Annotated in this window: 8 protein-coding genes; 5 read left to right on the forward strand and 3 right to left on the reverse strand. The window is 48.2% G+C overall.

Annotation, left to right across the window (positions count from 1 at the left end; translation table 11 throughout):
• Positions 1-517: 517 nt before the first annotated feature.
• On the reverse strand, positions 518-6781 hold the full coding sequence (locus AC2VDX_RS02060) for a CHAT domain-containing protein (protein ID WP_378178843.1): 6264 nt from the start codon (positions 6779-6781) through the stop codon (positions 518-520).
• Positions 6782-7722: 941 nt separating this feature from the next.
• Positions 7723-8868: a cob(I)yrinic acid a,c-diamide adenosyltransferase gene (locus AC2VDX_RS02065; RefSeq protein ID WP_378178840.1), complete on the reverse strand. Its 1146-nt coding sequence runs from the start codon at positions 8866-8868 to the stop codon at positions 7723-7725.
• Positions 8869-9236: 368 nt separating this feature from the next.
• Here AC2VDX_RS02065 and fraC point away from each other — a divergent pair, with 368 nt between their 5' ends.
• The 4 genes from fraC (at position 9237) to AC2VDX_RS02085 (ending at position 14258) form a co-directional block, all read left to right on the forward strand.
• A complete protein-coding gene (gene fraC / locus AC2VDX_RS02070) occupies positions 9237-9773 on the forward strand; it encodes a filament integrity protein FraC (RefSeq protein WP_378178837.1) in 537 nt (178 codons plus the stop codon).
• Between the two features lie 88 nt (positions 9774-9861).
• A complete protein-coding gene (locus AC2VDX_RS02075) occupies positions 9862-10860 on the forward strand; it encodes a DUF5357 family protein (protein ID WP_378178834.1) in 999 nt (332 codons plus the stop codon).
• Between the two features lie 203 nt (positions 10861-11063).
• The gene (locus tag AC2VDX_RS02080) at positions 11064-11855 is read left to right on the forward strand and encodes an ABC transporter permease (RefSeq protein WP_378178831.1); all 792 of its coding nucleotides are present in this window, start codon (positions 11064-11066) and stop codon (positions 11853-11855) included.
• A 123-nt stretch (positions 11856-11978) separates the two neighbouring features.
• Positions 11979-14258 (forward strand): sensor histidine kinase, encoded by a 2280-nt coding sequence (locus AC2VDX_RS02085; protein WP_378178911.1) that lies wholly within the window; start codon positions 11979-11981, stop codon positions 14256-14258.
• Here the strand turns inward: AC2VDX_RS02085 and AC2VDX_RS02090 are convergent.
• Complete coding sequence (locus tag AC2VDX_RS02090; protein WP_378178828.1) at positions 14209-14703, reverse strand: hypothetical protein; 495 nt, start codon at positions 14701-14703, stop codon at positions 14209-14211. The two genes, AC2VDX_RS02085 and AC2VDX_RS02090, sit on opposite strands and share 50 nt — an antisense overlap.
• Positions 14704-14716: 13 nt before the next feature.
• Here AC2VDX_RS02090 and larE point away from each other — a divergent pair, with 13 nt between their 5' ends.
• Positions 14717-15535 (forward strand): ATP-dependent sacrificial sulfur transferase LarE, encoded by an 819-nt coding sequence (gene larE, locus AC2VDX_RS02095; RefSeq protein WP_378178825.1) that lies wholly within the window; start codon positions 14717-14719, stop codon positions 15533-15535.
• Positions 15536-15558 lie beyond the last annotated feature (23 nt).

Consider the following 15558-nt stretch of genomic DNA (forward strand, 5'->3'; position numbering starts at 1 on the left):
TCCTGTTAACAAGGGTTGCCAATCATTGTCAAAGCTCAGTCGTGCGATCGCCCCTTTTAGATTCGGTTGACACAGGAAACCCAACATTTTCAAATTGAATTAATTGATTCATCTTTTCCCTGTCCATCCCGATCGGAGTAGTTGGGTTGATATGATGAGCTGAATGCAAGTACGATCTTCTCTCCCTCAGCCCTCAGCCCTCAGTCCTCAGCCCTCAGTCCTCAGCCCTCAGCCCTCAGTCCTCAGCCCTCAGTCCTCAGCCCTCAGCCCTCAGTCCTCAGCCCTCAGCCCTCAGTCCTCAGCCCTCAGCCCTCAGTCCTCAGCCCTCAGCCCTCAGCCCTCAGTCCTCAGCCCTCAGCCCTCAGCCCTCAGCCCTCAGCCCTCAGCCCTCAGCCCTCAGCCCTCAGCCCTCAGCCCTCAGCCCTCAGCCCTCAGCCCTCAGCCCTCAGCCCTCAGCCCTCAGCCCTCAGTCCTAAATCCTCAGCCCTCAGTCCTAAATCCTCACTCCTCACTCCTCTTACCAAGGATTGCCAATCATCGTAAAAGCTGCCCAGTAATAAGGATGCGTCAGCAGCGTGTCGCCCCGGTTAGCAAGTTCGGGTGGCAGCTTGATGTTTCCTGTGGGGAAGCGCAGTTCACCCCCCTCCAAGCGTACCTGCCCCTTGATCATTGCTACCTGCGCTTGCCGTAATGCTTCTGCCTTGATTGGAGCTATTTTCAATTGAGCGTAGAAATCCGCCATCAATCCTTGGGTTCCCTCATCGCTGACATACCATAAACTGGCTACAGCTGACTTCACTCCCGCCAGCACTGCTAAGCCACCAAAGCCTAACTCTGCTTGTTCATCTCCCAGCGCGGTGCGACAGGCACTCAGCACCAACAATTCCACTGGCGGGTCATTCCAGCCCAATTGCCGCAGCTGGTTGAGTCGCAGCTTGGTATCCCATAACTGGATGTAGGAGTTTTCGATGCCCCCAGGTTTAAATTCGCCATGCGTCGCCAGGTGGACAATTCCATAAGGATCTTGCTGACGCTGCGCCTTCAGATTCTTTAGCGTAAATTTCTCGTTGAGGAAAGATTTCCCCGACCACAGCTTCTGGGTGATGATAAATAATTCTATCGGCACTGCTGGTAAGGGATTCAGCTCGGTAAACTTCGACGCGCCCATTGCCAAAACTTGAGCGTTTTTGATATTCACGTAGCGGGTATCGGTGAGGCTGAGACTCGGCATTGTGCCGACGCTGTACTTTTCTACGAGAAATTTTTGACCATCGTGGAGGGCAGCCATTGGGAGACTCCGCAAACCTGTATCCATCAGAAATACCAGATTCTGTATACCTCTGGCTTGTAAATCGGCTTCCAAGGGTGCCACCATCCACTGATAGAGTTTCTGGGATGGTTCCAGGTAGCCACGGGGTTTTCTGACGTTGGTAACTTCGCTGTGGAATTGTTTAGCAACTTTGAGAACTTCCTCGCGGGTTGCCCCCTGCACCCGTTTCCGAATCGGTTGCCCTTTGGCAGTGATAACGACTAATTCGAGTTGGTCGTTGTCTGGTGCGGGGCGACTGATAGAGGGAGTAGCGGCGGGTTGCGGGGACGCTTGAGTGAGGGCACTTTGGGGAGGAAACTGCCGGATGTCTGATTCTGGCGATGTTACAGGTAATAGAGTTTTGTCTGTGGCTGCCTTTGGTGCAACAGTGGCGGGAATAAAAGTGATGTAGATGAGTGCCGGTTTTACCCCAGTCGATTTCTCAATGTTTTGCAGAATATCGCGGGCTTCGGCGAGGGTTTTAATTGGAGTATCGGTACTTCCATTGAAATATTGCTCAAACTGCCGCGTGAACGACTCGTCCAAGTCAGCTAACACGGTGTCAACTTCCGCGAGATCCAGTCTGGCAGACACCGAAAATTGGGGTGTTGCCGTTTCCTGTGGAGGCGTTATCTCTTGTGGTAAAGGACTCGGTGTATCAGGTGTATCAGGTGTATCAGGTGTATCAGAGGTGATGATTTGAATCTTGCCCTGAGTATAGCTACCGGGGAAAGATCCTGAGGCAATGGTATTGCCAGAACCAGTTGTCAATACTCCGGCTGTACCGTTGTTGGTAGCCTTGCCAACGACGAAGGGAACGTCTTTAGAACCGCCTCCGTGGCGCAGAACAATCGTACCTTCACCGGCACCCCCGGCGGCGGAAATACTTGCTTTTTGCCCATTTTGGTCGGTGAAGGTATCTGTAGCCCGAAACAGACTTTCGGTGGTGATGTCAACGATGCCTCCTTTGCCCCTAGTTCCACCTTGGGCATTGATGAAGCTAACTTGAATGTCGTTTTCGGGGTCGAGGGTGACATTACCAGCGTCTCCGAAACTAGCGCTGGAATTAATTCCTAGAGTTGTAATGCTGTCAATGGCAGATAGGAAAATATTCCCGCCTTTCGTGGTGCCGGAAGCCGTTAAATTTCCGGTTTTTATGACAGCTGTTTGGCTGGTAAGAGTGATATTTCCGCCAACCCCATTGTCAGAATGAGAGTCGATGTTAGCAGTGGTAAGGTTATTTTTGGCAGTAAGAGCGATCGCGCCTCCATTTCCTGCTGTCTTACTGGTATTGAGCGCACCTGTACTGATACTATTGTTGGCTGTTATTTGAATCCCGGCAGCGGTAATATCGTTTGCGATTACATTGTTGCCGCTATTCACTGTCAGATTACCTAGGAAATCACCACTTCCTCCCACTGCATTCTGGAAAGTGACATCACTGCTGGCACTGATGGTTAAGTCGATAGGATTGCCGCTATTAGCGAGGATACCGCCAAAGGTAATCGAGCGATCGCTACTGCTGAGTTCTATCGGGTTTTGAACGACGAGGTAAACATCGCCGCCATAGTTTTGAATTCCGCTGGTGGTGACATTCCCGCCGATGACGCTAATCCCTTGTGTCGTTACGCTAGCTGCATTGACACTGCTATCCAAGCTAGTGAAGCCACTGCTGTTAGCAGTTAAGGCTCCGATAGAGGTGCTGTTGCCCACTGCATCAGCGATTTCAATGCTGCCCGTACCAGCAGTTAAAGTGAGGTTTTGCCCGCCTGCGCCCGTTCCATTCGTCTTGCCACCTAGATAGATATCACCACCCGCTTGATCTCCTGTACTGAGGGTGATGTCTTTAGCGAGAACTGTATCGCCGTTGATAGTAATGCTTTGCTCTGCGGTGGTGATATCTGCGTTGAGGGTGGTTAATCCAGCATTGAGGGTGATGGAGGCGTCCCCAGTGCCTGTAATGGCTCCATTGACCGCCACTGAGCCAGCAGGAGCCTGAATAGTGACAGGATCTTTGAAGGTTACACCAGTACTATCAATCGTAATGGCACCACTGCCGTCAAGCCTTCCAATTGTAATAGAGCTAAAGCCGTCTTGCAATTGCCCTAACTTTGCGGCAGTCAGATTCAAACTATCGTTGACAGGAGTCGCATTCCCAATCTGAATATTTTTCGATGCCGTTGCGGGTGCTAATCCAATTTGGTATCCTGTACCGCTGAGTGCCCCATTAACGTTAATCTCGTCTGCGGTTAGGGTTGCATTGTTATTCAGCGTCACGGGAGTGTTGAAGCTGATAGTGCTGCCGCTACTTGTGGTGACGTTGCCGTTTAGAGTGACATTGGAGGCACTATTGACACTCAAATTCCCGATAGGTGTAATGTTGCCGACAGCGCTACCGAATGTCATGTCACCCGTGTCTGCATTCAACGTCAGGTTTTGACCGCCTGCACCCGTGCCATTGACGGTTCCGGTGATATTGATTTCCCCAAACGTCGTCGTCGTCAATATGGCGTTGTTACTGAGCAAGACATCGCCAGTAAGCGTAATATTGTACCCGTCTCCATCACTACCAGAGGCATCAAGATTACCGCTGAGGGTAATGTTGCTACCTGCACTCGTCGTCAGGTTAATATTCCCACCAGTCCCAGTAGAACTAGCGTTGAGTAAGCCTGTGCTGATGTTGCCAGTAGCATCAATATTGATATTCCCGCCTTGGGTGGTAATGGTAGTAGCGCTACTGTTGAAAGTGTTGCTCAGGCTACTGAAGTCACCGCCGTCAGTGTTAATCGGACCATTAATTGTTACATTGTTTGCCCTAGTTCCCGCACCACCTTGACCTCGAAGCACGACATTTAGCGCGTAGCCATTACCGCCGATAGAGCCATTGAGGATAATGTTATTGGCTGCCTCAAAAGTGAGAGTCACAGGGCCACCAGAAGCATACCCCCCGCCAATCGCTGCATCAGCATTCTGCGTAATATTACCATCCTGAAAGCCGCCAGGAAGATTAGGATTATTTGTGGAGATGATTACGTCACTACCGCCATTGAGGGCGTTTTGGATTGCAGTATTACTAACAGTGGAATCGTCGGCATTCGCCGTGAAATTTGGTGAAATGCCGTCCAAGGTACCATAGCTAAAACCGGCATTGATGATAGTCACATTCGAGGGGTCAAGCAGCCAAGTGCCGGGAAGACCTTTGGGGGCGCTGGCATCCGCAGCTTTGGTGACATCCAGGTAAACTTTGCCGGAAGTTTCGATAAATCCGCCGTTCCCGCCTTGCGCGCCGCCACGGGCGCTAATGGTGCCATAGGTACGGGTGGCTTGATCTGACCAAACAATAACTCTACCGCCATTGCCGTTAGTAATGGCATCGGCATTAAGTGTCACATCTGCGCCCACAAAGGTGAAAGCAGCATTGGGTACGCTGCCTTTGCCCAGATAATCTCCGCCAATCAATACTTTACCGCCGCCTGCATCCCCGGAGGCATTGACGCTGGCGTTTTCGACTAAACCAACTTGATTACCCAGTACAGCTATTGCTCCGCCAATACCGACTTGAGTGTTGGAGGCATCCAGCTTACCGGAGACAATTGTAGTTCCCGCTTCTGTGGGAATGCTAATACCCGATCCGCTTATCACCACCTGTCCGGCGCTATTGACGGTCATTTTGGTGGCATTAGCGACACCTCCACCTGTGAGTAATTGCGGCAGGGAGGGAGGATTGGGTAGCTTAGCGTTGAAGCTGGAGGGTAAGGCGGATGGCTGAATCTCTAAACTCAGCACGTTTCCCGCTTGCGATATCTGCACCGTCTTCTTGCCCGGTACGGCAGCTACGGTGATATTACCGCCTGGTGCTTTGAGTTGTCCGGTGTTGACGACGGTACCGCCGATAAGAGTAAGATTTTTTCCCTCTCCCACCGCTAAATTCCCGGCGTTGATAACGCTACCCGGCTGGGAGGTGGTGAAGGCAAAGAGATTGGGTGTGCCTACCAAGTTGGCGTAGTTATTAGGATCGAAGGCATTGAACCAATTGTCGCCAATCCCAATCCCTGTAGCGGTGGTGGCGGTAAAGCTTCCTGGTACGTTCAAGCTGGCACCGGAACCAAACACAATGCCAGCAGGATTCATCAAGTATAAGTTGGTGGAGTTGCTGCCGGAAACTTGAATAAGTCCATTAATAATAGAAGGGTTGCCACCCGTGACGCGACCCAAAATATTGTGAATGGATGGGTTAGAAAGAAAGTTGGCAATTTGATTTTGTTCTAAGCCAAATTTGTTGAAGCTGTGGAAGAGATTTCCCCCATCTCCGGAAAGTTTTCCACCAGTAATATTGAATTGATTGCCAGAGGTGGTGACATTGGTGTTGGTGCCGTCAGCTGCGGTGGTAATCGATTGTGCTTGGGCGAAAGTTGGAAAAAGGCTACAGGTGAGGGCGAGAAGGCAAGAGGCAATGTTTTTGGCAATGGGGAATTGGTAATTAGGAGATGTTGCACTGTTGTTAGTAAGCTGCAAATCCCGCCCGCCGCTTAAGTGGCGGGCTAATAGCTCAAGTCCACTCAAGTGGACTTCAATGCATTTAGCTCGCTTGAGTGGACTTTGGCGATTAGCTAGGGGTTTTAACTGCTGGTAGGTGAGTGGGAATGGTGCAAGATGGGAGTAATTGGTAATTGGGAATTGGTAATCGAGAATTGATAGCTTTTTGCGAACTAATAAGACTTTGGAGTTGAAGGGAAAATGGCTGAGGATGTGCAGTTTTACAGAAAAGCGATCGCTTAATCCTCTCCTTTGCAGTGCCCGCGCGATCGCTTTGCAGGAGTTCTGCGCCTGCTGCTTGGTATAGGTGTGTGAGTCACTTGCTTGATGGCAACGATAGTAGTAAAGTGGCTTGTTGATATGCCGCACTTCAGCAACTTCTGATAGCTTCAGGCACAGATCGTAGTCTTCAACGTAGTCGAAGGATTCTTCGATTCCCCCCACTTGGTCGAAGCAACTGCGACGCATCAACCGGAAGTGAAAGGTCATAAAATCGACCAAAAGCCGCTCTTTGGAGTAGGGGATGCGACAGCGCTTCCCGTAGTCGATGACTTTGCCTCTTTGGTCGATGTCGATGTAGTTGGTGTAGACAAAACCTACGTCCGGGTTCGCCTCCAGGACTGCTGTTGTCTCTTCTAGTGCTGTGGGGGCAAGCAAATCGTCGCTGTCTACCAAACCGATGTAGGTGCCGGTGGTCTGTGCGATCGCTGCTTGCAAGGCGCTAACTCGTCCTTGATGTTCTGCTGCGACTACCCGAACTCTGCGATCGCGTGCTTCGTAGTGACGGGCAATTTCTACGGTTCTGTCTGTGGAACCGTCATCCCACACCAGTAGCTCAAAGTCTTGCCTAGTCTGCGTCAGAATACTTTCAATGGTGGCAGCGAGATAAAGCTCCCGGTTGTATGCCGTGATGACGAGGGAAATGGGTACGAGCATGGGAAGACTCCGGAGGTGTTAACTCTCGTTGCCGAAAGTCATGCGAGTGCTAATTAAAACATTCTCTTTTCTAGAATACTCCTCTGGCTAGATGCATTGGGGAGATTACTGATTTTATCCCAAGTATAGATTTGCTAAGTTTGGGAACTTTAATTGTTATTAGAAAATTAGAAAATTGTTAAGCAAGTGGGTAGAATTAAACATCATGTTTTGAAAGTTGGTATTGGGGACTGATATCTGGCACCAACCCGATAACCCGCCCGGAAATCAAATTCCATAGGTTATAGCTCAAGTCCCTTAAAATGGACTAAAAGCCTTGATATTTCTGGATTGAAGTCCGTTCTAACTCACATCTTGCACCAGTCGCAATACCCGCCAAGGGTTTGAACCCCACAGCTAATAGCTCAAGTCCACGTTTCGTGGACTGGGGAATAATTTCAGTCCATTTCAATGGACTTGAGCTATGAGCCTTGAACTTGAGTTCAAGGCGGATGGGCTGACTGAGAATGGTGCAAGATATGAGGAAAAAGGAAATTGAAAAGCAGCCATTCCCTCAGGACTTACGCAACATCACCACATCTGGGGCAACCACAGGGGGATTGCCCCTACAAAACGCTATATGTATATGTATAAGCTTTGCGTAAGTCCTGCCCCATTATCAGTGCTAACAAGTTCGCTCAAATCCTGTTAATTACTCAACCTTTCAGAAGAATCTCTCCGTTCACGGCTATGCTTTACCTTCAAACAGACGTTTGGTAGGATTGTTGATAGATTGGCAATCTGTCGCTTTGAGGCTGGAGCTGTGAAAAGTTCTTTACAGCTTCAGCCTTTTGATTAGCATCTTGGAGGCTAATCGCCAGAATGCGATCGCGCTTTGCCCATCCAAAGCCCTACTCGCATTCTTTCCCGATCTCCCAAAAATACGCGATCGCCCACAAACCCTAAAAATCTACGCCGCGCTTCAAGTCCACCCCTCTGTCAGCATAATGCTTATGACAAATCATCTCTGAATGGACGCTAGCGAGGTCAAAATACGCCGGACGATTTAGACAGCGCCCCGTGATAATCACTTCCGTGTCGCGGGGTTTGCGTAGCAGTACGTCTACGATTGGTTGTTGATCCAGGAGTTCCAAGTCAACCGTGGGATTGAGTTCGTCCAAGATAATCGTTTTATAAAGCCCAGACGCGATCGCCGCCCTAGCAATTTCCCAACCGCGTTCGGCTTCCACATAGTCTAGCTCTTGCTGTTGTCCGCGCCAAACAATCGCATCTTGTCCGCAGCGCTGATGATCGACTAAGTTCGGGTAACTTTGTTGCAAAGCCGCGATCGCGGCATCCTCAGTATATCCAGTCCCGCCCTTGAGCCACTGCATAATTAGCACTCGGTGCGACTGATCTTGACTAATCCCGCGCCCAATCGCCTGCAATGCTTTACCCAATGCACTGGTAGACTTGCCTTTACCGGCACCCGTATAGATTTCTATCCCCTGTAAAGGCAGGGAAACCCCGTCCCTACCTTCGACGATGGGGTGGTGCGGCTTCATCTCCGAGTGCAAATCGGCAATCTCTAGGAGTTGTTGGGGGGCAGCCCGACCTGTAACAATTACTTCTAACTCCTGCGGTTTGTGCTTGAGCGTCCGAACCACTTCCTCAACTGGCAACAATCCTAAGTCCAGCAACGGGTTCAGTTCGTCCAGAACCAGGACAGAATAGAGGTCAGATGCGATCGCGCCTTTTGCCACATCCCAGCCGCGCTGCGCCTCCTGTCGGTCAAAGCGCGTTATTTCCTCCGCACCAAAAAATTCTGACCGACCTGTGCGAACTTGGTCAATCAAGTGAGGGAAGCCCTGTTGCAAGGCAGCGATCGCCCCATCTTCATCGTAGGAGCGTCCCGGCCCTTTGAGAAACCGCAACAGCAGCACTCTCGTTGCTAAATCAGTATTAATTCCCAGTCCAATCGAGCGTAACACCACGCCCAGCGCCGCTTGGGACTTTCCCTTCCCCGCCCCATCGTAAACATGAATCTGACCGACGAGACGCTCAGAACGCGCTTGAGCCGTGCGAATGCCGATCCCCATTCTACTCATAATTTTCATGAATCTTAGCTGCCACAAACTGTTAACAATAGCAGCTTAGAAGGGTAAAGTGAAAAGAATCAAGAGTAGCAGTTCCACCAAAGCTAAAGTTGAGATTGGGAATAGGGAGTAGGGAGTAGGGAGTCAATTGTCCATCGTTTAGTTGCCAGTTGTTTTTTCTCTTCTACTGAGCCATTACCCGCGATCGGTTCCTCCTCGTTCTGTTTATTTAGAAATATTTCAAATATGCTTTCTTTATCTGAAAAAAACCTTGATTTCCCCAAGTCGGCAGGACAATAGAAATGAAAGGGCAACCCGTCCTAACCAACGTCAAAACTAACGCCAAAACTTAATTAACCAGGTTTCAGGGAGACAACCTTATGCTTGCCAATGTTTTCCCGCTCCAAGGGATTTTATTTCAATTTTTATTTTTGCTGGTGGCGATCGCTATTGAATCATTCATTTTATATCGAGAATTAAACTTTAGTCGAAAAAAGAGCATTGACTATGCTATTTCGATTAATTTATTTTCAACTATTCTGGGTTGGGTAGTTTTCTTTTATGTACATCCTTGGCTTCCCCGCTCGTTGAAATCTCAGCTAATCAGTTATATCTTTTTTGACCGTTTCTTTTCATTTGCTCAGTCGCCCAATATTGTAACGGAGCTAATCTTAAGTGGCTTTGTTGCCTTCTTTGCCACTTTTGTCGTTAAACTGAAAGGATTGGAACTTTTACAAATATTACTAGAGTTGCCGACTTATGTGGAAAGAAAAAAGCAAGATAAATCTAATCCTCGGTATTTTCGACTTCTGGCTTTTAAGTCCGATCGTCTTTTAACTAACACCATTTTTCAGGCTAATATTTATAGTTTTGGAGTAATTTCAATAATATTATTTATTAGGACTCGATTTAGTTAAATAACTAATAGTTTTTCAATCATCTGTCTTTTTTTGGAATGGGTTTAATTATCAATTTACTTTAACTTAATAAGGATTTGCCGCTAATATGTTCTCAATTCTTGATTTTTTTGTCTTTAAGTATTTAATTAATACTTTTAACGCCTTACGAAAAGCCCTAGCTCCTTCCCGTGCTTATTCCTGGAAAACCTTCATTTATCTCAGTTTTTTTTCTTGGTTAATGTCGTTTTTGGCAACTGACTTAGTGCATGATATCATCACTAATTGCGCTTGGATATTTTTAATTATTGGAGTGAGCTGGGCTACAATAGAAAATCCTCTGAAAATTGGGGGGATTCCGATTGGTCCCTGGATTACGGGTGCCTTAATCTGTATGTTGTTATTTGGCGATTGGACAGGGAGTATCCCACCGATTGCTTTGATAATTTGGCCTACGCTTTCAGCATTTATTGCTGTGTTCCCAACCTTTTTTGATGAAAGGTTCAGATTAAAAGTACCAGCACCCCAATTTCGTCAAAGAATCGTTATTTTGATTGGCAGCAATATGGTAATTAGCTGCTGGATTCAATTTTATTTTCTTACTCAAGATTGGTTAGAACAATATCCTACTTTGCTTTCAGATCACTTTGGAAAAACTACAATGGTATCCCAATCAGATTCTCAACAAACAAAGATGCTTAGAGGTACCGTGGTTCTAGAATTTATGGAACCCTTGATCGTACAAGAATTAGAGAATAAACCTTGGTCAGAAGTGGAGCGATGGCTGCTAGAACCACAACCACACATAGAAGCTATTCGGGAAGAAGCGGTTAAAAAAGTTCCGATTGTGGAAGAAGATTTCTGGTGGCGTTATACCTATAATATTGGGTCGATTAACTCAGGATATAACTTACAATTGCGGGCGGTTTGGCAAGGTCCTCGTTCGCAAACCGAAGCATATTACGTAGAAAAAAATTGTCAAATTACGCAAAGCTATCAACCAATAGTAACTGGCTCAAGGGTGACGCCCAGCCAGACAGGAGTACAAAGTATTGCGGTTGCAAAAGTCAATTGTCAACCGATCGGCGAACTAAAAAGCTATGAATGATGTAGACGTCCAAAGAGTTGTAGATAGAGCCAAGAGGTGGTTGGTAATGGAGAAAAAGTAAACGATAGGGAGAATTAACTATTAGTAACAAAAATGTTATTTTTATTCGTGCCAAGGATAGAATATAAATCGTTGAGAGAAATCATCATTGATGATTTAGAAGGACGATGAATTTAAGCACAGTAGAGCCGAGGAAAATAAATGTGTTTCGGAGATCGATCGAGAGTTTGAAGAGAGTTTGGGCGATCGCAGTGAATGGGTTTCGGGAAGTCATCCGCGATCGCGTCCTCTATATCATCGGCTTGTTTGCGCTGTTAATGGTGGCGGCGTGGCGGCTGTTACCGGAAGTGGCAGCAACAACAGAAGATAAAATTCTCAAAGATGTTGGATTAGCAGCAATGGATGTCCTGGGAACAATTGTTGCTGTATTTGTGGGGACTGGGTTGATTAACAAAGAAATCGAAAAGCGCACTGTCTTAGTGTTAATTCCCAAACCGCTTAGTCGCGCCGAATTCATTATTGGCAAACATCTGGGGCTATCAGCCGTTTTAGGCGTCTTGGTGGCAGCCATGACGGCAGTTTATCTTGCCATCCTCAGTTTAAGCCAGATTTCTTACCCGCTGGGTAGCATTCTGATTTCGGCGCTGTACCTGTTTTTTAAGCTATCTTTACTGACTGCTGTGGCGTTGCTGTTTGGCGTCTTTACGAGTTCGCTGCTAGCAACCTTGTTTACATTTGCAGTGTATTTAATGGGGCATTCCAGCCGAGATTTAGTAGAGCTGGGAAAATTAAGTCGCAATGTAGACATCGAACGGATCGCAAATGCTTTATATGTGGTACTGCCTGATTTATCTCGGCTAGACCTAAAAAATCAGGCGGTTTATGGTCTTTTGCCTTCTTCCTCGGCGCTCCTAACCGATGCTTTGTATGGTTTGGTGTATACCGTCCTCCTCTTAGCGATCGCTATCCTAATTTTTTCGCGGCGCGAGTTTTAAGCAGAGACAGGTTCCTCGCCTCGCTATACAAACTAGGTAGGAGGAGCGCGAAAGTGAAGGAAGCGCAGTCCCTAATCCTTCGTTCCTCACTCCTATAGTTTCCAGGTCGTACTTCGCCTCGTGATGCCACAACTGCAACAAGCTCCGTCCCCAGATGCCCTCCGCCTATTGATCGTGATAGACTCAAGCGCGGATGTCGGGCTGATTACACACCCACTGCGGGAAGCAGACATTGATTTTACCTACGAGATTGCCGCTACATCTGCCGCTTGTCGAGAACGATTGCAGCAAAACACCTACGATGCAGTGTTGTCAGTACAGCGGATTGGGGATGCTAGCTCAATGGCAGATGGGAACACCGGGAAGCAGGGAGAACTAGAAAAATCCCCTTCTCACCCCTTCACAGATGCCCCAAGCTCCTTAGAAGCATTGCAATTAGTCCAGCAATCCGGGCAGTTTATTCCTTTTATTGCGATCGCTCCCATCGAAGCGGGAATCGCAGATGTTGGCTCACAACAGATGTTTCAGTTGCCGAAGATTTTGATGCGATCGCTCCACGAATTTGAACAACACCGAATCGAGTGCGATCGCCTTGCCCAAATTCAGCAGCAAGCTCAACGAGAGGCAATTATCAACCGCATTGTCCAAGCAATGCGAGAAACGCTGGTTCTGGAGGAAGTGCTGCAAACCACCGTCGATTTGCTGCACGAAGCACTCAACGTCAGTCGGTGTCTAATTTTTCTGCCCGATCCCAATGATCAAATGCAGGCTTGCCTCGTCAGCGAATCTTCCCCTCAAAGGCAGAGTCTGATAGGCGTCTATTGCGACTTCTATAACTATTACCATTCCTCCCTTGCCCAAGGTGAGCCGCTGGTATTCAATCAAATTGACGACCGCATCCCACTCAAACTGCAAGAATTAGCTAGAGAGTATGAAGTTTGCTCCATGCTGACGATGCCGATGTTGTATCAGCAATCCTTGGTGGGAGGGATTACCCTGCATCAATGTGTTAGCGAACGGGAATGGACAGAAGATGAAATCGCTTTGGTGAGTGCGATTGCGAATCAAGGCGCGATCGCCATCCACCAAGCGCAGCTATTCGATCGAGTTCAACAACAAGCGACGCGGGAGCGATTGTTAAATAATATCTGTCGGAGCTTAAATTCCAGCCTCGATCCAGAATATATTTTGCAGGAAATCGTGAATCTAACTGGAGAATCCTTTGGCGTTGACCGAGTCGTTATCTTTGCCTTAGAAGCAGAAGAATTTAAGGTTCTCAAAGAATGGCGAGTCAGCGAACAAGTCGCTTCTCTCTTGAGGCACAGATTTCCTCTATCGGAAAACCGCGATGTATTAGATCCTGCCTCCAAGTATTCGGTTCATCGAGTTTTTCATGCTCCCAAACTCGCAGACGTTCCTTATTCTCCCAGCCGCCAAGAGCAAATTCAACAGGTACAAATCCTGTCTATGCTGAGAGTGCCAATTTTTATTCGCGGTCAGCTGTTTGGTGGCTTTTCGTTACAATCTACATCGCGTTACCGGACTTTCACCGAAGACGAAATTCATCTGCTCGAAAGGATTGCTAACCAAGTTGCGATCGCTCTTTACAACGCTCAAAGCTACGAAGCAAGCGAGCAACTCGTCAAAGAACGTACCCAAGAATTAGAGCAAGAAAAACAACTTTCAGAAGTCGCCAATCGTGCCAAAACCGAATTTATCGCCACCATGAGCCACGAACTGCGAACCCCGCTGACCGGCATCTTGGGGTTTTCTCGCCTGCTAATGGATCGAGTTGTGGGATCGCTCAACGACAAACAGCAAGAATATCTCACTTCCATTACATCCTGCGGCGAACAGTTATTGGAACTGATTAACGACCTTTTAGATTTATCCAAGATTGAAGCCGGTCGAGAAGAATTCAGCCTAGAAACCTTGTTAGTGGAGGAAGTTTGTCAGGCATCCGTTTCCGTCGTGCGCGAACCGGCGCAAAACAAAGGATTGCAATTAATTGTAGATATTTTCCCAGGCATCACCACCTGCGTAGGCGACCATCGCCGCTTGAAGCAGATTTTAGTCAATCTGCTCTCTAATGCGGTGAAATTTACGCAACTTGGCTCAGTGACGCTGAAAGTCGAAAAAACCGCAGACACCATCTTATTTTCTGTCATCGACACCGGAATTGGCATCGCCAAAGCCGACCAAGCCACCCTCTTTGAACCGTTCCGGCAGCTGGATAGCGGTTTGAATCGTCAATATGAAGGAACGGGTCTAGGCTTAGCTTTATCCCGCAAACTGGCATTCCTTCACGGCGGCGATATTACCGTACACTCAGAACTGGGGCAAGGCAGCTGCTTTACTTTACACTTGCCGATCCAGCCACCAGACGAATTGAATAAAGCTTAAAATTCGTTACGATCTTGAGAGTGCGGAGGACTGAGGACTGAGGACTGAGGACTGAGGACTGAGGACTGAGGGCTGAGGACTGAGGACTGAGGACTGAGGACTGAGGACTGAGGACTGAGGACTGAGGACTGAGGACTGAAGGCGCTTCGCCTTGCCGAAGGGTGGACTGAGGACTGAGGACTGAGGACTGAGGACTGAGGACTGAGGACTGTAGGCGCTTCGCCTTGCCGAAGGGTGGACTGAGGACTGAGGACTGTAGGCGCTTCGCCTTCCCGAAGGGTGGACTGAGGACTGAGGACTGTAGGCGCTTCGCCTTGCCGAAGGGTGGACTGAGGACTGAGGACTGAGGACTGAGGGAAGGATGAAGGATGAAAAACTTCTCCCCATCTCCCCATCTCCCCATTGCCTCTGTACCTGAAGCACCTTTGCGTCCTGTGTGATTCAATTAAAAAAAAACCATGATCGAGCAGAAACTTGAGCAACTAAAAACCCTCTTTGCAGAAATGGATCGGGCATTAATTGCCTATTCTGGGGGCGTCGATAGTACCTTGGTTGCCAAGATTGCTTACGATGTTTTGGGCGATCGCGCTTTAGCCGTCACCGCCGTTTCTCCCTCCCTCCTTCCAGAAGAACTCGAAGACGCCCGAATCCAAGCAGCAGCGATTGGAATTGCCCATCAAGTGATACAGACGCACGAAATGGACAATCCTAATTACACCTCGAATCCTGTCAACCGCTGCTATTTTTGTAAAAGCGAACTCCACGACAACCTCAAACCCCTGGCACTTCAACTGGGTTATCCCTATGTTGTAGATGGCGTCAATGCCGACGATTTGGGGGATTATCGCCCTGGAATTCAAGCGGCAAAAGAGAGGGGTGCGCGATCGCCTTTAGCAGAATTAGGCATCACCAAAGCCGAAGTCCGCCAACTTTCTCAACACCTAGGACTTTCCTGGTGGGATAAACCCGCCCAACCTTGCCTTAGTTCCCGCTTCCCCTACGGCGAAGAAATCACCGTCAGCAAACTGCAACGAGTCGGACGCGCGGAAATCTATCTGCGTAAATTAGGATTAAAAAATCTCCGCGTTCGCTCAGAAGGCGACACCGCCAGAATTGAGTTACCGTCAGAACAAATCAAAGAATTTGTTTTCACCACCGATTTACCCACCCTCGTTTCCGCCTTTCAAGAATTCGGCTTTATTTACGTCACCCTCGATTTAGAAGGCTACCGCAGTGGCAAACTCAATCAGGTGTTACCGCAGGCAATAAAAGCCTAAAATTCTGGCGTTGCACAAGTTAG

It is taken from the genome of Coleofasciculus sp. H7-1 (assembly GCF_057473865.1).

Bases quoted from the DNA above. Each gene is read 5' to 3' on its own strand.
- AC2VDX_RS02060 (WP_378178843.1), bottom strand. From the start codon at position 6,781: ATGCTCGTACCCATTTCCCTCGTCATCACGGCATACAACCGGGAGCTT.
- fraC (WP_378178837.1), top strand. From the start codon at position 9,237: ATGCTTGCCAATGTTTTCCCGCTCCAAGGGATTTTATTTCAATTTTTA.
- AC2VDX_RS02085 (WP_378178911.1), top strand. From the start codon at position 11,979: ATGCCACAACTGCAACAAGCTCCGTCCCCAGATGCCCTCCGCCTATTG.
- AC2VDX_RS02075 (WP_378178834.1), top strand. From the start codon at position 9,862: ATGTTCTCAATTCTTGATTTTTTTGTCTTTAAGTATTTAATTAATACT.
- AC2VDX_RS02065 (WP_378178840.1), bottom strand. From the start codon at position 8,868: ATGAGTAGAATGGGGATCGGCATTCGCACGGCTCAAGCGCGTTCTGAG.
- larE (WP_378178825.1), top strand. From the start codon at position 14,717: ATGATCGAGCAGAAACTTGAGCAACTAAAAACCCTCTTTGCAGAAATG.